The organism is Pseudanabaena sp. CCNP1317 (assembly GCF_034931345.1).
Taxonomy (GTDB): Bacteria; Cyanobacteriota; Cyanobacteriia; order Pseudanabaenales; family Pseudanabaenaceae; genus Pseudanabaena; species Pseudanabaena galeata.
Genome location: NZ_JAYGIF010000058.1, coordinates 43,202 through 63,133 on the forward strand (window position 1 = coordinate 43,202; position 19,932 = coordinate 63,133).

A 19,932-nucleotide genomic window follows, 5' to 3' on the forward strand; every position below is an offset into this window, starting at 1 on the left:
CAGCCAAGCAACAACATCGCCACCCCGCAGATCTGGTGAAGCAATGGATCATAAACCTTACAAATAGGTTGTGTATCCTATTCTATGCGTATCCCACAAAACCTCAACAGGCTGTATTAAGTTATTATTTTCCAAAATCATGCCTAAAGGTATTCCCGAAAAGTGTAAAAAATGTGCGATGCTTTCGGCGACTCAGGCTCAAGAACTTCACGGCAATGATGGCGATCGCTGTTGGAATCCTGCGGTTTGCTATAGTCGCCGTTCCTATGCCCGTCATCGCGATCGCCGTAATCTGATTCGCTCACATCAACGTGGTGATTCCAATGAAAGTTTAGTTGTGATTACTGATGAATTTGCCTCAGTATATTGGGCTGTGTTGGTGGTGTATCGACAATCGGGAACTGATACACCAATTCATGCGATCGCGGTTCAAGTTTGGAAAGGACAAGAAAAGTTCGCAGCGATTCCACCAATTCATTGTGCGGGGATGGTTGCGACGCAAGTGCATACTTATGTGCAGAAAGTGTTGATTTTGCTGGAGTCAAGTTATGGGATTAAGAAATTTGCCAGTCAAGAACGTCTCGATCCTTGGCTTTGTCCTTTGCGTCCTTGCCCTTGTCATTCCAATTAATTTTCGGTGTGACAATGAAAGTTAAACAGCTTGAGTTGGATTTATGGGATGTCCTTTCGACTGCGAGACAAACTCCTGAAGATGCAAATTTTCCAATGGTGTTTAAACTTTTAGATTTGACTCTGGTTGATCTTGATACGCGCTCTCAGTTGCGAATAGCTGGTGAGGCGGTTTGTCAGATTGCGGATTTGTTTTGTGATCGCTCTAATTTTTTATTTGAGGAGTTACATTCTCGTGCGGTAAAGGGGGAACCGATCATGGCTGATGATGCTTTTGATCGTTATGTGCGTCAGTCTATGGTGGTAGATTTTGAGCAGTTCATTGAGCCTTTGCAGAGTTTACCTAGGAAGGTTTCCGAACAAATAAAAAATGGCAATTCGATTGTTCGTGAAATTGATAAGGAGGTTTTGATTCAAGCTTTAGAGCAGCACAGTTTGCTTAGTTTGGTGGAAGAGTTTGAACTGGCGATTAATACTGCTCATACTGAAAATGTTTCGGCTTGGGTTGAGGCGATCGCGCATTGTATTGCAAATAATTTTTCTCCTATGCGCTTGATAGATTTGCAAGTTGCTTTGCCTTTACCAATTGTCGAAACTTGGCTAGGTTTACTTTTGGGTGGGTTTAAACTTGAGCAACGAGGAAGCTTTTATGATTTGAGCGAGATTTGGATTAGTTAAAACGTGTCTCCTTCTAATTTCTTGGATTTGCGTTGTGCTTTCAATAACCTAATTGTCTCTGGGTCAGCGTCTTTGCTCCAGACAAGACGATGCCCTTGAAGTTCTGCACAGTATTCTTTTAATTTTTGTTGCCAGCCTTGCCAATATGAAATATCTTTCATGTTTTCTAGCAATCCCCAACTTTCTTCTTGTTTAGTTAATTTGGCAAATTTTTCATACTGTAGGTAGTCGGGAAGGATATAAGCATCTTTGCAATGAAGTACGGGGGGATTATCGGAGTTGTGATAGTCACGATAACGAACCTGTAAATCTCTCAGGTCAATTTGCATTGAGGCTTGCATTTTTGGATGGGGATCTCGATCAAAGTCGGGATAAAAAAGATAGCTGATTTTCGGTTTATGAAGATGGAATTTGATCAGCGTGGCTCCATCCATTCTACCAATGGTGCGACTGGCACATCCTTCATAGAGTCTGAGCATAGTATCAAGATGTTCTAAAGCCGAAATATGAACATAGAGGGCTTGATGATCTAGCCGTCCAATTCTGCTGTTTCGACAACAGGTAGCGATGAATCCTTCCCTACCTAAATTAAATAACATCAGATCAGCAGTAGTACTTGCACCTTGATAAGAGCCAAATAGAGATTTGATATCGGTTTGGTATTGCGTTAAAAGTTGGCTTAATTTGAGTCGTTTGTAAGGGTTATCAAAATTACTGAGGGCAAGGAATACCAAAATATCTTGACGGCGCTTATCGGCGATCGCATCCCATTCATCTTGATTTGTGGCACTGACAATCAAGTTAAAGGCGCGGCGTACTGTTCCAAATTCTGTTAGCAACGGCTCAAAGTTTGGCAATTCTTCGCCAATGGGTAATCTGCCTCGCTCTGTAAAGAAATCCATAAGGGGATTGAGTAATTCGCGATAGTCTTCAAAGCGTTTGGAGACAAGTCGGATTCTGGGTGTGGTGGCTCTCGAACGAAACCGTGATGCTCTGAAGCTTTGCGCTTGCATTTCGTCACGAAATACAAAATAAATGCCGAGAGAGACAGGCACAGAATCTACGCCTAACACTTGATCGATATAGAGTTTGAGTTCTTCTTGTTCGTAATACTTCTGGAAAGTGTTACGACTACTCACCACGCCATCACTGTAGGCGATTTGTCCTTTGCCCACATCACCAATTAAAACTTGTGCCGACACTATCAAAACTTTTTGCGTTAATTCCCATGCTTTGATTAGTGCTTCTCTTCTTTCGATCTGCGATTCGATGACGTTGATGATATAGCCGAGGTTGACGATTTCGGCTGAGGTACAATCGCATTGTGGTCGATAGTATGGGTCCCAACCTGAGCTAGTAAAGCCGCGATCGCTAATTCTTTTGATATCTTCACCATGACCACAGCCATAGTCAAAAAAGGTTGAGCTTTCTGTAAATAGTCCTGCTTCTAAGGCAAGTCGAACGGGTTTAGATAGATCGGGGCGATGAATTGCGGCTTTATGTCGATCAATTTTGATATCTTCTTTTAGCCCCTCAAACACTTCGACAGGCTCAGTGCATCGCCCAGATCCTCTCCCAGAGGTCGAGGGGAGCAAAATGACTTGATGATCTTTCAGTTCAACATTGTATTCCTGTAAACGTTGTTCCCATCCTTTACGAGTGCCGATGATGCGAGTCTCATGAAATAGCCCGATCGATTCTTCTTGTTTGGTTAGTTGAGCAAATAGTTGATAGTGGGGATAGTCAGAATTTACAAAGGTTTCTTTGCGATGGAGGATGGGCGGATTGAGAGAGTTGTAATAGTCTCGTTGCTGGACTGTTTGGGCTTTTAGGTCAACTTGAATACTTTGATGCAATGCGGGATGTGGGTCGTTATCGAATTCTGGATAGAACAGGTAGGAGATTTTGGGTTGTTCGTAGTTGAATTTGATAATGGTGAATTGGATAGATTTTGGTAGTAATAATCTGGCTTGGCGATCACATTCTTGTAATTGTGGAGATAAAGAGGTAATCGCTGAGATATGCAAATAAAGCGCGTTGGGTAACTTTTTGCCAATAGGACTCTGTTGGCATAGGTTAATTATTTGAATGTGGTCACACCCTATTATCATTGCAGGAGCAAACTAATCGAACATATATGTATCCAGAATACTCCCTTGGCAAATATCTAACACTAAAAGATTTTTGTACTTGTACACAGACATACCAGAAATACCATGACCAAATTAAGCCTTATCCACAAAACAATATCGAAGAAAGCATACTAGCGATAAAGAATTTGCATCAATGGATTATCGATCCAGTAATTGACTATTTTGGGAAAGAAAATTTTTGTCTGACCTATGGATTTTGTTCGCCTGACTTAAAAAAGTGGTTGTCAAAGAAAGATCCTGTCACAGGGCTAAAAAACGGACGTGTCGCTCCAGAAATCGATCAACATATGGCTCATGAAATTAATAAAAATGGCAACTACTACTGTTCCCGTTTAGGAGCAGCCTGCGATTTTAAAATCACAAACATTACAAGTAATATAATTATAGACTGGATTTTGGCGAACCAATTGCCCTTTGATTCGCTATACTTTTATGGCTTAGAGCGATCGCTGCATATTAGCTATGGATTTCAGCATAAGCTAGATATTCGTGCATTTAACGATCTCAATGTTCCAACCCAAAAGGGTATTGAGAGTTGGGTTAAGCTTGCCAAGCAAATTAAAGAGTAAATATGATTCAGACTATCAACAGCAATACTTCTAGCGGCACGGAATTAATTTTTGCTCGACATGAGACATTTTATCCTCGTTATGGCTGGCTAAAGAAAGGATTTGAGGCAGTTCATGCTAACTCCAACATTTTTTTAGAGGAAGATGCTCACATTCAGCTAGGGGTAGGAAAAAACATGGCGAAGGCGATTCGCTATTGGTGTGGAGCGTTTAAGCTTATTGAAGACGATCGAGCAGGACAGTCATCACCTCAAACATCACAATTTGGGCGATTATTACTAGGTGAAGATGGTTACGATCCCTTTTTAGAAGATACTGCTTCCCTGTGGTTATTGCATTGGCATCTATCGCAACAACCCTGTAAAGCCTCAGCGTGGTACGCAATTTTCAATAACCTACGTCAAACAGAATTTACTGTTGATGACTTGCTGTTAATGCTCATTCAGTATCGTGATGCGGCAGGTAATCGCACTGTGGAGGCTTCATTAAAAAAAGATATCACTTGCCTTTTGAGAATGTATGTTAGACAAGGTGATGATTTGAGTTTGAATGAGGATAACTTAGACTGTCCCTTTGCAGAGTTAGGGTTGATTCAGCGAGTAGGGGATGCTAAGCATTATTTGTTTCGCACAGGTGCAAAAACTAGTCTCCCTCATGAAATCTTAGTGTCAGCTTGTCTAGATTTTGCGAAAACGGTTAATACTACGCAGAGGACAATCTCTTTATCGAGTTTATTATTTGATGAAGGTAGTCCAGGCACAGTGTTTAAGTTGTCAGAGGCTGCCATTTGTGATGCGATCGAGCAGGTAGCAAGATGGTGTAATGAGATTACTTTTTCTGACAGTGCTGGCATAATTCAGATGTCCTTTACTCAAGATCCCGCAAAGCTTAGTCACACACTTTTAAATAGATATTACAGACCTTAAATGTTTAAATTGTCAGAATACTTTCAACTTGATCGCCGTTATGCTAGATCGATTAATCTAGAGCGAGATTTAGACAACCCTAACTCAGTAGCTGGTTATGTACTAACAGATAGATCTCTGTACGCACTCAAACAAATTTTGGTTAATAGTCCAGAATCTGGGCAGACACAAGCAGTTACATTAACAGGGGTATATGGTACGGGGAAATCTGCCTTTGCTCACTTTTTGGCTTGCATATGCGCGGGGGAAGAGTCAGTTAAACAGCAGGCTTTGGCGATTGCTCAAAAAGCACTCACAGAAACAGATTTTCAAAAGTTAGATCAGAATTTGCCTGAAAACAGCTGTTTTAAGGCGATCGCTACAGCCCAGAGAGAACCTCTAGCACATACAATTATTCGAGCATTGGACTATGGTGCGAGTCGTTTTTGGCATAAGAGTAAGCATAAACCCGCGATCGCTACTAGGCTTGTGGATTTGGCAGGCAAAATTGCATTTGGAGATAAAGTTGATAGTAAGGAAGCATTGCAAACCATTCGAGAAGTTATTGCAGCAGTCAAAACTGATGTGATTTTGATTATTGATGAGTTGGGCAAAAACTTAGAATATGCGTCTTTGCACCCTAGCGAATCAGACCTGTATCTATTACAGCAATTAGCAGAATTACAGTCCAGTAATCGAGAGAATGCTTCGCGTTCTCTCGATTTAAAATTTTATCTCATTGGTCTATTACATCAATCTTTTGCTGACTATGGCGAAAGGTTAGCTTCTTTACAGCGTAATGAATGGGCAAAGATTCAAGGGAGATTTCAAGATATTCCTTTTACGGAGTCACCACGACAGATGACTTGGTTAATTGGGAAGGCGATCGCCCGCCCTGATCATGAGTCTGCTGATAAATCTATTGTTAAACAAGTTAAAAAATATGATGCTCTAATCAAAAATCAAGCAAAAGATTGGTGCGAGGTTATGCGATCGCAGATTGAGGATATTTCGCCCGAACTCTTAGCGGCGGCTTATCCTTTGCATCCGATCACGGCTTTGGTCTTACCAATTCTTTGTACTCGTTATGCTCAGAACGATCGCTCATTATTTACATTTCTGACTAGCGCTGAACCCTATGGCTTACAGAGTTATCTCAAGGAATTTAGCTTTGATGGCGATCGCATCCCACTGTTAAAACTGGATCGCGTTTATGACTACTTTATCGAATCCGCAGGAATGGGACTAGCCAACCGTCCCCAATTACAAAAGTGGGTAGAGATTCAGAACTTAGTTAGTGATGCTAGTAATCTGGATACAGAAAGAGTGAAGCTACTCAAGACCGTGGGCATTCTGAATTTGATCACTTCGACGGGTGGGTTAAAGGCTTCGCGAGGGATGGTGAAGTGGGCGTTGTGCGATCACATTAGTAATCAGCAAGATGACCAGTCTCGGCAAGTAGCGATTGATAATTTAATTGATGAATTTCTCGATCAAAAGGGAATTCTCCACCATCGCAAACAAATTGATGAATTAAGGATCTGGGAAGGCTCAGATTTTGATGTGGAAAGCGCGATCACGACGCATATCGAACAAGAGCGATCCCCCCTAGCCAAGATTTTAACTAGTATTTCTAAGTTAAAGCCTGTGGTGGCCCAGCGTCACAGCTACATCACTGGTACAACCCGTTATTTTGAGCGAGTCTATCTTGATGCTGATGCGAAGTGGTCAGAATTGCGCTGCTCACACTATAGTTTTGATGGCATGATTGGCTACTGGGTAAGTGCCGAGCCGCCGCAGTCGTTACCCAGCATCACCAGTGACGGGAAGCCTTTAATTGTGGTCATGGCGGCTAATCTCAAGTTCTTACAAATGGCGGCTCTGGAATATACGGCGCTCCAAAAAATTCAAAGTCAAGCCAAGGGATTACAACAGGATCGTGTGGCGACCTTAGAAGTGCGTCATCGGCTGATACAGGCGAAGAGAATCTTTGATGAAGATCTAGGAAAATCCTTTGAAATGAATCAGCAGCAAAATGGATGGGGGAATGTCTGTTGGATCGAGGGAGAACGGATCGAAATTAGTCGCGCCATTGACTTTAATTCCAAATTGTCAACAGTTTGCGATCGCGTTTATCACAAGGGGCTGACGCTGTGGAATGAGTTAATTAACCGCCGCGAGTTAAGCTCGCAAATGGTCAGAGCTTTACGAACGTTAATTCAGGCGATGTTAGATCATGGCGATCGCCCTCAATTGGGTTTAACAGGTAATAGTCCAGAAGTGAGCATTTACACTTCTGTCTTAAACTCAACGAAGATTCATCGTCAAGGAGATGGACAAGGAAGTGAAGCTTGGGGATTTTATCCGCCCAGCTATGCGCCGATGCAACCAGTATGGACAGCCATTGAGAACTTCTGTTTGGAATCTTTGGAGAAACCACGCACAATTGATCAACTCTATGCAATCCTTGATGCTCCGCCCTATGGGGTAAAGCGCGGTGTAATTCCCATTCTTTTAGCAGCAGTGTTTTTAGATCATGTTGATGATGTCAGCGTTTATAAAGATGGAACTTTTATCCCCGTATTGGGAAGTGAACATTTTGAATTATTGGTAAAGCATCCGCAGCGCTTTGCGGTCAAGCATTTTGAAATAGTGGGCTTGCGATCGCAGGTCTTCCGTGAGTTAGAAAATGTATTGCGATCGTCTAGTGCCAAATCGAATGAGAAAAAGATACCTGCGAACGTTCGCAATGTCACGATGCTATCAGTAGTCAAGCCATTGTTCCAATTTGTCAAGAAGCTGCCTACTTACACCACAAAAACAACGCGCATTAGTACTGAAGCTCAGGCTGTTGTCCGCACCTTACAAAAGGCTCAAGAACCCGATGTACTTCTATTCCAATCTTTACCTGTTGCTTGTGGACTGGATGCGATCGTTGCTGGTCAGGCTGATGACGGTACGATTGCAAAGCAGTTTAAGGGTAAGTTAGTTCAAGTTTTACATGAAGTTCAAACTACTTACGATCGCTTACTTGCTGATTGTCAAAACCTTTTGCATGAGGCTTTTGGAGTGCGGCGAAGTAGTGAGAAGTTGAGGGAAGACTTGCAGGTTAGAGCGAGTTATTTGGTTGAATCTTGTTTGGAACGAACATTGCGCCGATTTGTTTTGGCGGCTGCCGATGAAACTGCGGACGATCGCCGATGGTTGGAGTCTTTGCTGATGATTGTGGTGGACAAGCCTGCGGAATCTTGGACTGATGCAGACATGACTAGTTTTGAACCAAAGCTTAGCGATTTAGCACGTCGCTTTATTAATCTTGAGGCTTTGCAAAAGGGGATGGTCGCATCAAAAAACAAAGGATTTGATGCTCGTAGAATCACGATCGCCCGTCCTGATGGTCAAGAGGTTCATCGCTTGGTTTGGCTTGATCGCGAAGATAGCGATCGCCTCGAACCATTGGTAGAAAAAATCTTGAATGAAGCGATCGTGCAAGGTAGCAATCGTTTACAACAAGCTTTAATTGCCAAATTGGCTGAGAAAGTCTTGGGAGAGCGACTGCTAGAAGATGTCAATCTAATTTCCACAAAGGTATCAAGTCAAAAGAGATCCCCCAAAAGCTCATAGATCGATTAAGCCTAAGCTAATTAGAATTGCATTGTTTACACAGTCCATTAGCTGATCGGAGACAACACCAAGTCGCCTAACTAGGCGTTGTCTATCAATAGATCGAATTTGGTTGAGTAAAACTACTGATGGATGGCTCAGTCCCCCTTCAGGTGGCGTGATTAAAACTTCTATGGGATATATCTCAGCATCAAATTGAGATGAGAGGGCAGCAACAATAGTAATCGGACTATGTTGATTAGAAATATTATTTTGGAGAATAAGTGCTGGACGAGTTTTTTGAACTTCTGAGCCAACTATGAGGTCAAAGTTTACTAGGTAAATTTCACCTCTCTTGGGAAGTGTTACCTGTTGGCGTTTTGCCATGATTCCTCATCAATATTAAACCAGTCTTGGGTAATACCTAGATCTCTTTCGGCCCATCGGACTGCACCTTGTTTGAGCTTTTCCCTAAGATTTTCTTTTGCTTCGGCATTAATGTAGTACTTTACTGCTTGGTCAATAAAATGACTACGATCGCCTTTTGGGGCTATGCGATCGAGTAGCTGTAAGGTTTCATTAGGCAGCGTAATATTAATTCGTTGATACATAATTACCAATACTCACTAACTATATGTATCATACTATTAGTATCTAAAATTTTTTTCTAATTTATGAGTGATATATCTGGGAGTAGCGATACAAAAATAAAACAAAAGACTATAGCTCAGGCGATTTTAGAGGTGATGGGTGAGACAAATCGCACAATGACTTGCCAAGAGATCTGTCAATTGATCGTAGAGAAAAATCTCTATCATTTTAATACGGATGATACACAAGGAATGGTGTATAACGCTCTTTGGAAACATAGCAGCAAAACAAAAGATCATTCATCTCCTAATAAATATTTTTATAAGGATGGTAATAAATGGACTCTATTAGAGCAAAATGACTCAGATAATAACGAATCAAATCTACAGACAATTGATTTTGAAGCATCTTTATATGATTACTTATTCGACTTAGAAGATTTAGAAAACAACTAATTATGACTAGACACATTTTAGGATTATCAGGAGGGAAAGATAGTACAGCATTAGCAATTTTGATGCACAAAGAAGTCCCACAAATGGAGTATTTCTTTTGTGATACAGGCAAAGAACTTCCTGAAACATACGAGTATTTAGAAAGGATCAAGGCACGATTAGGAATCAAAATTGAATATCTAAATGCTGAAAGAGATTTTGATCATTGGTTGGAAGTATTTAATGGTGTTCTCCCATCGCCAAGAGTAAGATGGTGTACACGCAAGCTTAAAATAGAACCTCTTGAAAAGTTTGTAGGAGAAGACAACGCCGTTAGTTATATTGGCATAAGAGCAGATGAAAATCGTGAAGGTTATGTATCTGCACAACCAAATATTTATCCAGTTTATCCATTTAAAGATAGAGGTTTAGTCAAGGCAGATATTCTTAACATTCTTGATGATAGTGGGATTGGATTACCTAGTTATTATGAGTGGCGGAGTAGATCAGGCTGTTCTTTTTGCTTTTTTCAGCGTAAATATGAATGGGTAAAACTTGCTGAAAAACATCCTGAAGAATTTGCTCAAGCGATCGCCTATGAAAGAGATCATAAGGATGGAAGAACGTATACTTGGACTCAAGGAGAAACCCTCTTAGAATTGATTGCCCGTAAAGACCAAGTTATTGCTGACCATGAAAAGGCGATCGCCAGAGAAAAGAAAACATCACCAAAGCTTAGTCTTGCCGAAGTATTAGAATCAGTACTAGACGATGAAGATGACGAAATGCCTTGTTTAGCTTGCCATTTGTAACTAAATCTCTTGAGAGGACAGTTGTATGACCATCATGATCGCAAAAACCACGCAAAATACCAAGTCTAGAGTCACTTTTGCTGACTACCTAACTTACTTTGACGGGTCTGACACAAAATATGAACTAGTTGACGGAGAACTTGTAGCAATGTCATTAGCCACTGGAAAACATGGCGGAATTACTAAGTTTTTAGAAAGAGATCTTGATGGTGAAATTGAGCGCACTGGCTTACCTTGGATTGCATTGCAAGGCATTGTCGGAGTACGTTGTCCTCGTGGCATTGGACTAGATACCGTCAGGATTCCTGATGTAGTGGTGATGCAGAGAAATGATTGGCAAGCTTTGCAAGAGCGTGAAGCTGTGATTGATTTTGATCTATCCGCACCATTACTTGTCATCGAAGTAATCAGCCCTTCCACAAAAAACGTTGACTACCGAGCCAAACGCACTGAATACGCCGCCCGTGATATCCCTGAATATTGGATCATCGATCCGCTAGAGGCAAAAGTCACTGTCTTAATTAATTCCGATGGTTGGTATGACATAACTGAGTTCTTTGATAGCGATCGCATTATTTCTCCAACTTTTCCAGAACTTCAGTTGACACCACTAACAATTTTTTCTATCTAAAACTTATGTCAGAACTAAATCTCAGCTTTCATACAACTTTTTCACTCAAAAAAGAAGATATTTTAAGAATAGTCAAAGTTGCTGAAGAAGAAGAAAAAGGAGTTAAGGATTCTCAAGAAAATCTCATGGCTAAAACTGGCTTAGGGAATAAAAAAGTTGGTCCAATTAAATCTTGGTCTATTCGTTCAGGATTAGTTGATAAAGAGACAGGCAAACTCACCCCACAAGGCGCGATCGCCCGCAAACATGATCCTTATCTCCAATCACCCATCACCGATTGGCTCATGCACTTCTATCTCAGTTTCAGCGACAAAGGACTAGCCACCCCACCCCCAGATCCCGCCGAGTGGGGCGGCTGGACATGGTTTGTTTATAGCTTCTTGCCACAACGTAAAAACTTTACTCGTCAAGAACTCGAAAGCTATGCTGGCTCAGTCTTTACCAAAGCAGCTAAAAATATTGCCAAAGACCTCAACATTTTGCTGCGTGCTTACACAGAACCACATGCCCTCTTTGGTTGCGGCTTTGTCAAAGCCACTGAAAAAGACAAATTTGTAGTCGCACAAGCCAACCAACCTAATGACTATCTAATTGCTTACTTGCTAACTCAACTTTGGGAACGAGACTTCGGCGACACTAACTCTGTACAGACTCGTGAAATCTTACAGCAAAAACTAGGACTAACAGAGGTTCTGGGCATTAACGCGGATTCAATTCAAACGATTTTAGATCGGCTAGAAGCCAAAGCCATCATCGAGCAAAATCGCGCCGTCTCCCCCGCCGAAACCGTCCGCCGTTGGCATAATCCTCTTGACCTATTGGAGAAAGCTTATGCAGACTAAAGATTTTAAGCTCAGAGAAGCCATGCCCTCAGACAAACCGCACTTGTTGCTATGGGATAAGTTTGATCAGCATGAACTGCGATCGCTTGCCTATTTTGACGATGCTGAAGTAGTTAGCTATCGCCAAGATTTACTAAAACGTATATCTCCAAGCAGCAGTTTTCTCGCCTTGCACGAAAACATAGATCCAGAATTAAATGCCATTAGACAAATTTGTAATACAAGTTCTCAAAAAGTTATAATCTTACGAGATCTAGACTGCCTAATTACTTACCTCTATGTGCAACCAGAAAGCCGAATTACACTTTTCTGGCAAAAGTTATTCTACGAGCGTAATCTAGAAAATATTCTTTGGATTCTTTTACCTAGCAAACTTGCTCCACCCATTTGGACAGAAGATCGCCTACAACGCATTTAATTTTTAACCGATAGTCATCCAAAATCATTATGCTACTCAATCAACTAATCGAAATCAATCAACAAGGTTTAGTCGCCCGATCTGTCAGTTTTGGGCTAATGGATGATGTCGAAAAAAACTTAAAACTATGTCGAGGCTTCGTTTTCAACCATGACATTGACAAGACTCGCATAAAAAATACAACTGTCGGTATTCTTGATGTAATTCGCTATAGTTTTCATAGCTCTAGTAATCCAAATGTCCATCTAATAGTTCAAGAATATGGAAAAGGAAAATCTCACTTTGCCTTGACTGTCGCCAACTTTTTTAAGCTTCCTCATGAACGAGACGAAGTACAAGGTATCCTAAAACAATTAAAATATGCAACGAGTGAAAATAATGCCACACTCGAAGCTTTAACAGCATACAAACAACGAGGTAAGCATTTAGTAATTTGCCTGAGTGCTGTAGCTGTTACAGATATGCGAAAACATTTTTTTCAAGTACTCAATAAAGAACTTGAAGCAAATGGAATTACTGGGGCGATCGCTCAACAAATTTGCCGCGAACCACTAGAGTTTTTACAAACAAAATTAGACCTCACCGAACGTCAAAAAGCTGAAGCTTATCTCAAAAGTAATTGCTCTACAACCATTACTGACCTTGAAATAAGATTGACTCAAAATGATTTTCAAGTTATTCCGATAGTTAAACAAGTTTGTACTCATATTAAAGGCGTTAATCCTGATTTTGATAGCAATATTCAAATCGAAAAAATTATTGATGATTTGATAAATAACCTCTGTAAAGGCGAAAATGCAACCTTTCAAGGAGTTCTAATTTTATTTGATGAGTTATACGAATATCTACGGAGTTGGGCAACTGACCCCGCAGGCTCAGGCGGATTATTTTTACAAAGCATTACCGATGCTTGCGAAAAGTACAAAGGTAAGATTGCACTAGTCAGCCTCACTCAACGCAAACCAAGTGGAGTTACACCTCCCAAAAATAGCGAAGACTACAAAAGATTAGTTTCTCGAATTGAAATCACTTCTAGCACCTATAACCCCAAGGCTAGTTTAGAGCTAGTTCTTGATGGTCTACTAAACCAACGAAAAGCAACGTCTGAATGGCAATCTTTTTGGAGTAAATGGGAAAATGATTTAAAAAGAAAAAGCCTAGAAGTCTTTGGAAAACACGCCGAAGAATACTATACAGGACTTGGCTGGAAACATAATGAGTTTTATAAACATTTGGCGATCGGCTGTTTTCCTTTACATCCGCTTACTTCTTACTTACTTTGCAATCTATCTTTTGCCCAAGGTAGATCTGTAATTGACTTCATCCAGAAGGAAGTCAAAGACTTTATTACCAGTCAACCAATTGAAAAAAACAACCAACTAAATCTTATCTATCCTATTGCTTTAGTTGACGCATTTGAAAGTAACTTTGCTAATCCTGAATCAAACATTGAATTCATTGTTGAATTCTCAAACTACAAATCTTCTATAAACAAACTCGAAAAATCATCGGATGTTGATCCAGATGAAATTGCTGTACTCAAAGCATTATTACTTTTTTACACAAGTGGAGACAGGCTGAAAAAAGCTGACAAAGAAAAGCATGAAGAAATACTTCAAACTTTAACGGGTTTATCTCCAATTCGCATTGCTGAAGCCATCAAGAAACTTTGTAAAGATAGAGAATTGATCTATCTTAACCTCGGTGACAATACCTACAAGTTTTATAGCGGCGGTAAAGGCATTGATGAAATACGAGTTCGGATCAAGGAAGAAGCTAAGAACAGACAGTTTTTTATTGATGACGTAGAAAAATATCTCAATGAGAACATTGGCGTATATACAAGTGGGAAAGGAATGACTGTTCCCCAACAATTTATAGATGTTAAGAAATTACGCACCGAAGATTGGTATTTTCAAAACAAGGTATTCTCAGTCAAAAGTTTACGATCACAGCTTCAAAAAAATCAGCCATTTAAAACCACTGACCAATCAGGCATCGTTGCGTATGTAGTTGCTGAAACCAGCGAAGAAATATTACTACTCGAAAAAGACATTAAAAAGCTAATCGAAAAGCATTCATATCGCGACCAATTTGCTGTAGCGATCGCTGAGCGTCCAATCGAAGAATTAGCACAGTTAATGCTAGAGCAACAGTGTGCTGACAAGTTCAAACCGCAAGAATTCGGCGCTGCCCTCAGTCAAATCAAAGGTCAATACGTCAAACAGATTGAGAATGAAATTAAGGCAGTTTTCAAATCATTCAGATTCTATTCTCATATTATTGAAGATGTCCCACAAGGTGACAAGACTAACATCTCAGTCATTATCAGCGAAATTTTAGAACAAGCTTATTCACTCATTCCTCCGATTGAGGGCAATGACAAACTCTACTTAAAAAGCGCAAAGGGTAGTACAGGTAACGCATTTATTGCTAAGCGAATCCTAGAAGATGACTTGCGCCCTGAAGCATTAGAAAACGCTTACAAAAACATTGTAGAAGTATATGTAAAATCTTGGGGAGTATTGAGATTTAGTCTAAAGACTAAGAAATATGAAGTTGCAATTCCAACCCAAAAAGACGTTAGAAAAGCTTGGGACAAGATTTCAGAATTAACAGCTTTAGGAGAACAAGCTGATAGAGTTACCCAACTTCATCAAGTCTGGGAAATTCTATCTTCTCCGCCTTATGGCTACAACGCTTACACGTTTACTATTTTACTCGCAGCATGGCTGGCGTATCATCGCAATGAAGTATTGCTCGAAGGTAGTTTTGGGATTCCTCAAAAGAAATCAGAACAGGTTAGATCTAAGATCGAACCAATAAAGAGCTGGGTTAGTACGAATATTCTTGATAAGCCTAAAGAGTTTATTAGTGAATGGATTATCAAACAAAGACCTAGAATAGTTCGCCGTAAGCCTTCTATTACTCCAGTAGCATTAGAAACATATACCTATGATCTTGCTAGGCAGAAGTGTGAAGAGATTTCTGATTTTATAGCTACTTCTGGAACTCCAGATAAATACCAGAGCCTAGTCGAGCATCAGCAATCTTTAACGATCGCCTGTTCTCGAATTGAACAGAATTTTGCACCTGTAATCAAAATAGAGGAGTTAATAGAATCTAGATCTATCAATTCATGGGCTGATGTCTCAGAATTTACCGATTTATACTCAGATTTGCAAAGTCCGCTTATCGACTTTGCTGAAAATGGGCTTACAGTTATTTGCACAACAGAACAGCAAAGACGCTATACACAAGCCTCACAGTCTGCTCGTGAAAAAATTAGCGAAGCGATCGCACTCGAAGGTGATCGCCATACAAAGTTAACAACAGAAGAAGCTTGCGGCGTACACAAAGCAAACCTAACCCAAGCTATCAATCAACTCAAGCAAATCGAGAACATTCCATCTAGATTTATAGAAGGTCTGCAAAAAGCTCTTGAACAGACAGAAAGAGTGATTACAGAGATCAGACTCAGTAAAGAAGTTGATGCTTGCAAAACCCAAATCCAAGCAGTTTATACAACGTTGAGTGATACTGCCAATCAACAAGACTATCTGCGTATCCGTAACCAGATTGATACACTAGCGAACGATTTGCCTAATGTTCAACAAACAGAAATATATCGTAGTATTGTTGACAGCATTGAAGAAAAACAAGATTTTTTAGTTAGGCAACTTGCTGAATGGGAGTCTCAATATGATATTTCGATGAGTCGAGATCAAGCGTCATCTCTTCAACAGAAAATTTCTACCCAAAGCATTCGCTACACCGATGAACTGAGTCGCGATCGCTTACATAACCTACTAGAGAAATTAAATAATATTGTTCTTGAGCGTCGTACTCAGGAAAATGAAAAGCAAGGAATACAAAACTTACTTGTCACAGCAAAAGCTAAACTCAATGACATCAAAAATACAAATAGTCCGCTTGAGTATATCAAGTACTATTTGCAATTATCAGAAGTAAAATTAGATTCATCATCCGATGATGAGCAAATTGAGCATAAGTTAGGCAATATCAAATCAGAGTCATTTAAACTTATAGAACAAAGACTATCTCAAATAATTGATTTGTGCAGTCGTAGATTAGAAGAGAACTCTAAAAACTATACACAGCTTAAATCTTTACTACCTAAGTTACAAGACGTAGCTGCTAGATCAGATGAGTTGACCTCTTTTAGAATCCCTCTAAATAATGCTCTTAATGAGCTAGAAGAGCAATATAACTTGTTGCAAAAACGGATTCATGACAATCAAGTTATGGCATCAATTCGTCAACATTCTTTAGCAAAAATAAATACACTACACCTATGTGAAGAAGCGATTTCTGAAATAGAAACTAAACGTCTAGAACTTAATTTTTCTGAAGATCATGCCACAGAGGTTCAAGGTCAGATCCAAGCATTGCAGGATAAGGCTAATGACTACATACATAAAATCGCATCTTTACAAGAAGAACTATCATTAGTCAATGAATCTAGCCAATTAACAAGACTAAGAGATACATACAATAAGCAACATCATATTTTTAGCAACTCCTCTCAATTTGCAGCCTATCAACAACTTGAATCTCTCATCAATACACTTGATGAGGACATTAAAAATATTACGCAAATACAGGATCTAGCTTCTGCTGATCGTGCTTATAATATCGCCACCTGTGATCATGCGATCACCCAAATTGATTACGTTAAAACAAAATTATTTGAAACTGAGAGATTTGCCTTGAGCATACAATCTCTCAAAGACTCTCTACTTCAGCGAAAACTGAGTTATCTATCCAAGCTTACCGAATTTAGGGATGGGCTAAATAATGCTGCAACAACCAAAGAAGTTAGACAAGTTCGTAAGCAACTAAACGATTCATCCAGCCTTTATCAAGGTTCTACAGAAGTACAGGATTACGATACTGTTACAACTGAAGCGGATTTATTACTATCCCTCTTACAGCTTTTTGAATCACAGAAAACAGAAACCCCTGAAGACTGTGCCACAGAAATTGCAAGGCTGAATCAATGGGAACAAGATAACTCAGAAATTATCCAAGCAGTGCGATCACGCTTTGAGATAAAGCTTGAAGAGTTAACAACCAAGCAACAAGCCCTGCAAGAAAGCCAACGTAAATCAGCAAAATCTTGGTTTGATCGCATTCAACAAAAAAGGACAGCGATCGAGCAAATTGAAGATCAGTCTGAAAAAATCTTAGAGTCAAATAAGCTTTTAAAACGTATTAAAGAGCGTTTTCAATATGAACAACTTCTAGAACCAGAACAAAAGCAGTTTCTAGAAGAAACAACTAATTTCTGTAATGAAATTAAAAATCTAGATCGCGAAGAAAAAATTCTTGATCTATTTCAAGAACTACCAAAAACTAAACGAGAACTTTTGCTTAAACGATTAGCCGAACTTCTCGAATATTCTGGTGAGGACTCCTAATGATAGAACCTATCAGCCTTAATCAACCAATAGTTTTAGACTCATCGGGACTCTATCCAGTTGAGTCTGGATATGTTGCTATTAAAACTGAAGTAGAGTGGATACAATCTTTTGGAGTGAGTAACTCACCATATTGGATAATTGGCGATCGCCTCTGTGAATGGACACTTAAATGGTTAGAAGTATGGGAAAAAACTGATCTAGTAAAAACCAAACAATCACCACGTCGCGCCCTAGAATCGATTTTTGATCCATTGCCATTACCTGACGATTGGACAGACCAACAACTAATAACCCTTGAACTCAAGCTCTCTCAATTTCCCAAAGATAACCCAATTGCATTTTTACTAGCCGACCTTAGTGATAGCAATCCTCAAATCTGGCATGAATCAGCATCCCCGCAAAATCTTGCGGCATGGTTGACCACTCAAATTCCCAGTGAATATCAACCTATGGAAAAACTATGGCAACATCGCCAAGCAGAGCAAGATAATATTCTGGGTCAGTATTACCAGACCCATGATAAACAAACACTTTTAAAACAGTGGCTTGGTATTGTCAAACCAAATATTCCAGATCTAGGAGATTACCCTCTCGCAATTCCCGATGCGATCGCCTCTGAATTTGATAATTATTGGACATCGAAAATTATCCAAACCAATGGGGATGCAATCAACTCCCTGACTGCTAACCAAGTCGGACTAGATCGCATCTCGACGATCGCCTACAGACTCATGCGCGATCGCTCTATATTGATCTTAGAAACTCGACTCGCAAAGCTTAAACTGAGTCCGCAACAGCGACAGGAGTTACGATCCATATTACCCCCTGACACTCCAGTCCCTCTTGCCATAGATGCCGACTACAGAGCCGCCTTTGACTGGGTAACTAATTCCTACTTACCCTTTCGCAAATGGGAAACTGTTACTGAACAACTTCCAATCGAACAGAGACAAAGTGATCATCTCGCCAGTAGCTTTGAAGCATGGATATTTAAGCATTATGCGACCTTACGAGTTTCCCCAGTTGCCGAATCACAACTCAACTACAATGTTGCGGCGATGGTGCAGAACCTATATCAAGAATCCCCAATACTTTGGGTTGTCATCGATGGCTTAGGCTGGTTAGACCATCAAGAATTGCTGCAATATCTGACTGAAACCAAAGAATTAGCGATCGCAACCGCGATTTCCCCAAGATTCAGCATACTACCCACCAAAACCGAATATGCCAAATGGAGTCTCTATGCTCAGCTTACATGTGATGATTCTGAATGGAAAGTAAGCGCCGACCTCACTAAGGTTTTTGAAAAAATAGGAACAGGCAAAAGATATACTGATGGCAAAAGAGAAACTCAACTCTATCCTGCCCTTAAGCAAGGCTTCGATCACATCTATTGCTGGGATACAGAAAAGCTAGACGAGTTATATCATTCTGGAAGAGATTGGCAGAGTCTTTATGAAGTAGAACGACCTAACGTTTTGAGATCTCTTGCAGAACACATCAAATATTGTGTCAAATTACATCCTCGACCCGATAGTTTAAAAATAGTCATTGCCAGCGATCATGGTCAAATGATGGGAGAAGTAGCCCAAATCCAAGAATATCCAACACATCTAGATGCAAAGGGTAGAATGGCGATCGGTAATACTGAAGATCTACGTTTCATCGTGCTTGACCAAGAGCGATTTGGTTTACCCTATGACATCAGTATTGTTAAAGGAGCATATTGTCTAGGCTCATTTAATAGAAATCTAGCTGGCGAATCCCTAGGAACTCATGGCGGACTTTATCCCGAAGAAGTCGTAGTTGGAGTTTCTGTACTAACTACAGTCGTTACCAGAGCGCCCATATTTGTCACCTGCTCAGGCTCAGGCAAAGCAGCACAATCTGGCGAAATCATTATTTCTATCGACAACTCTCACAACTCCGTTCCCCTAACGGCACTGAGTCTATATATTAGTGAAATTCCTAGCTTGAAAAATGGTTTCGCCGACTTACCCTCAGTTCCTGCCCATCAAAGAGTCTCACACTCGATTATCATTACTTACCCAGAAGTTCCGCCAGATGCAAAGAACAACAGCCTAAACCTAACAGGTGAGCTAATATTTTACTTTGCCGATGCTGAGAAATCTCAAGCCATCCTTGAGCCAACCTCAGCGATCGCGATTCAACAAATTTTTAGTAGCGGATTTAAAAAAGATATCCTTGAAGACTGGTAGTAA

15 protein-coding genes are annotated in these 19,932 nt (G+C 40.2%); 12 read left to right on the forward strand and 3 right to left on the reverse strand.

The features are described 5' to 3' along the window. Positions 1-139 precede the first annotated feature (139 nt). Positions 140-631, forward strand: coding sequence for a hypothetical protein (locus VB775_RS12325; protein WP_281010162.1), 492 nt, complete (start codon positions 140-142; stop codon positions 629-631). Positions 632-645: 14 nt separating this feature from the next. Further along, positions 646-1,308, forward strand: coding sequence for a hypothetical protein (locus tag VB775_RS12330; protein ID WP_281010161.1), 663 nt, complete (start codon positions 646-648; stop codon positions 1,306-1,308). On the opposite strand, the gene VB775_RS12335 is transcribed toward VB775_RS12330, so the two are convergent. Next, on the reverse strand, positions 1,305-3,419 hold the full coding sequence (locus VB775_RS12335) for a DNA phosphorothioation-associated putative methyltransferase (RefSeq protein ID WP_281010160.1): 2,115 nt from the start codon (positions 3,417-3,419) through the stop codon (positions 1,305-1,307). The two genes, VB775_RS12330 and VB775_RS12335, sit on opposite strands and share 4 nt — an antisense overlap. A 26-nt stretch (positions 3,420-3,445) precedes the next feature. Between VB775_RS12335 and VB775_RS12340 the strand changes: the two genes are divergently transcribed. From VB775_RS12340 to VB775_RS12350, 3 genes are read left to right on the forward strand one after another with little or no spacing between them, the layout of a single operon-like run. Then, positions 3,446-4,030: a hypothetical protein gene (locus VB775_RS12340; protein WP_281010159.1), complete on the forward strand. Its 585-nt coding sequence runs from the start codon at positions 3,446-3,448 to the stop codon at positions 4,028-4,030. Between the two features lie 2 nt (positions 4,031-4,032). Then, positions 4,033-4,956: a DUF4007 family protein gene (locus VB775_RS12345; protein ID WP_281010157.1), complete on the forward strand. Its 924-nt coding sequence runs from the start codon at positions 4,033-4,035 to the stop codon at positions 4,954-4,956. Next, positions 4,957-8,559, forward strand: coding sequence for a hypothetical protein (locus VB775_RS12350; RefSeq protein ID WP_281010156.1), 3,603 nt, complete (start codon positions 4,957-4,959; stop codon positions 8,557-8,559). On the opposite strand, the gene VB775_RS12355 is transcribed toward VB775_RS12350, so the two are convergent. Next, positions 8,554-8,925 carry a type II toxin-antitoxin system PemK/MazF family toxin gene (locus VB775_RS12355; protein WP_281010155.1) on the reverse strand — a complete coding sequence of 124 codons (372 nt, stop codon included), beginning with the start codon at positions 8,923-8,925 and terminating at the stop codon, positions 8,554-8,556. The two genes, VB775_RS12350 and VB775_RS12355, sit on opposite strands and share 6 nt — an antisense overlap. Next, positions 8,904-9,149 carry a ribbon-helix-helix domain-containing protein gene (locus VB775_RS12360; protein WP_055073591.1) on the reverse strand — a complete coding sequence of 82 codons (246 nt, stop codon included), beginning with the start codon at positions 9,147-9,149 and terminating at the stop codon, positions 8,904-8,906. The genes VB775_RS12355 and VB775_RS12360 overlap by 22 nt, the downstream gene beginning before the upstream one ends. A gap of 63 nt (positions 9,150-9,212) precedes the next feature. On the opposite strand from VB775_RS12360, the gene VB775_RS12365 reads away from it, so the two are divergent. The 7 genes from VB775_RS12365 to VB775_RS12395 are packed head-to-tail and all read left to right on the forward strand — an operon-like array spanning position 9,213 to position 19,929. Then, positions 9,213-9,584 (forward strand): hypothetical protein, encoded by a 372-nt coding sequence (locus VB775_RS12365; protein WP_281010154.1) that lies wholly within the window; start codon positions 9,213-9,215, stop codon positions 9,582-9,584. A gap of 2 nt (positions 9,585-9,586) precedes the next feature. Further along, positions 9,587-10,375, forward strand: a complete 789-nt coding sequence (locus tag VB775_RS12370) for a phosphoadenosine phosphosulfate reductase family protein (RefSeq protein WP_281010153.1) — start codon at positions 9,587-9,589, stop codon at positions 10,373-10,375. A 25-nt stretch (positions 10,376-10,400) separates the two neighbouring features. After that, positions 10,401-11,006, forward strand: coding sequence for a Uma2 family endonuclease (locus tag VB775_RS12375; protein WP_281010152.1), 606 nt, complete (start codon positions 10,401-10,403; stop codon positions 11,004-11,006). A gap of 5 nt (positions 11,007-11,011) precedes the next feature. After that, complete coding sequence (locus VB775_RS12380; RefSeq protein WP_281010151.1) at positions 11,012-11,848, forward strand: DUF4007 family protein; 837 nt, start codon at positions 11,012-11,014, stop codon at positions 11,846-11,848. After that, positions 11,838-12,266 (forward strand): hypothetical protein, encoded by a 429-nt coding sequence (locus tag VB775_RS12385; RefSeq protein ID WP_281010150.1) that lies wholly within the window; start codon positions 11,838-11,840, stop codon positions 12,264-12,266. The genes VB775_RS12380 and VB775_RS12385 overlap by 11 nt, the downstream gene beginning before the upstream one ends. Positions 12,267-12,295: 29 nt before the next feature. Beyond that, the gene (locus VB775_RS12390; protein WP_281010149.1) at positions 12,296-17,707 is read left to right on the forward strand and encodes a hypothetical protein; all 5,412 of its coding nucleotides are present in this window, start codon (positions 12,296-12,298) and stop codon (positions 17,705-17,707) included. After that, a complete protein-coding gene (locus VB775_RS12395) occupies positions 17,707-19,929 on the forward strand; it encodes a hypothetical protein (RefSeq protein ID WP_281010148.1) in 2,223 nt (740 codons plus the stop codon). The genes VB775_RS12390 and VB775_RS12395 overlap by 1 nt, the downstream gene beginning before the upstream one ends. Positions 19,930-19,932: the final 3 nt, after the last annotated feature.

What these genes read in the sequence shown, in the direction of transcription:
- VB775_RS12340 (WP_281010159.1), top strand. Translation starts at nt 3,446, where the DNA reads ATGTATCCAGAATACTCCCTTGGCAAATATCTAACACTAAAAGATTTT.
- VB775_RS12370 (WP_281010153.1), top strand. Translation starts at nt 9,587, where the DNA reads ATGACTAGACACATTTTAGGATTATCAGGAGGGAAAGATAGTACAGCA.
- VB775_RS12385 (WP_281010150.1), top strand. Translation starts at nt 11,838, where the DNA reads ATGCAGACTAAAGATTTTAAGCTCAGAGAAGCCATGCCCTCAGACAAA.
- VB775_RS12325 (WP_281010162.1), top strand. Translation starts at nt 140, where the DNA reads ATGCCTAAAGGTATTCCCGAAAAGTGTAAAAAATGTGCGATGCTTTCG.
- VB775_RS12345 (WP_281010157.1), top strand. Translation starts at nt 4,033, where the DNA reads ATGATTCAGACTATCAACAGCAATACTTCTAGCGGCACGGAATTAATT.
- VB775_RS12360 (WP_055073591.1), bottom strand. Translation starts at nt 9,149, where the DNA reads ATGTATCAACGAATTAATATTACGCTGCCTAATGAAACCTTACAGCTA.
- VB775_RS12350 (WP_281010156.1), top strand. Translation starts at nt 4,957, where the DNA reads ATGTTTAAATTGTCAGAATACTTTCAACTTGATCGCCGTTATGCTAGA.
- VB775_RS12375 (WP_281010152.1), top strand. Translation starts at nt 10,401, where the DNA reads ATGACCATCATGATCGCAAAAACCACGCAAAATACCAAGTCTAGAGTC.
- VB775_RS12335 (WP_281010160.1), bottom strand. Translation starts at nt 3,419, where the DNA reads ATGATAATAGGGTGTGACCACATTCAAATAATTAACCTATGCCAACAG.
- VB775_RS12380 (WP_281010151.1), top strand. Translation starts at nt 11,012, where the DNA reads ATGTCAGAACTAAATCTCAGCTTTCATACAACTTTTTCACTCAAAAAA.
- VB775_RS12395 (WP_281010148.1), top strand. Translation starts at nt 17,707, where the DNA reads ATGATAGAACCTATCAGCCTTAATCAACCAATAGTTTTAGACTCATCG.
- VB775_RS12390 (WP_281010149.1), top strand. Translation starts at nt 12,296, where the DNA reads ATGCTACTCAATCAACTAATCGAAATCAATCAACAAGGTTTAGTCGCC.
- VB775_RS12365 (WP_281010154.1), top strand. Translation starts at nt 9,213, where the DNA reads ATGAGTGATATATCTGGGAGTAGCGATACAAAAATAAAACAAAAGACT.
- VB775_RS12330 (WP_281010161.1), top strand. Translation starts at nt 646, where the DNA reads ATGAAAGTTAAACAGCTTGAGTTGGATTTATGGGATGTCCTTTCGACT.
- VB775_RS12355 (WP_281010155.1), bottom strand. Translation starts at nt 8,925, where the DNA reads ATGGCAAAACGCCAACAGGTAACACTTCCCAAGAGAGGTGAAATTTAC.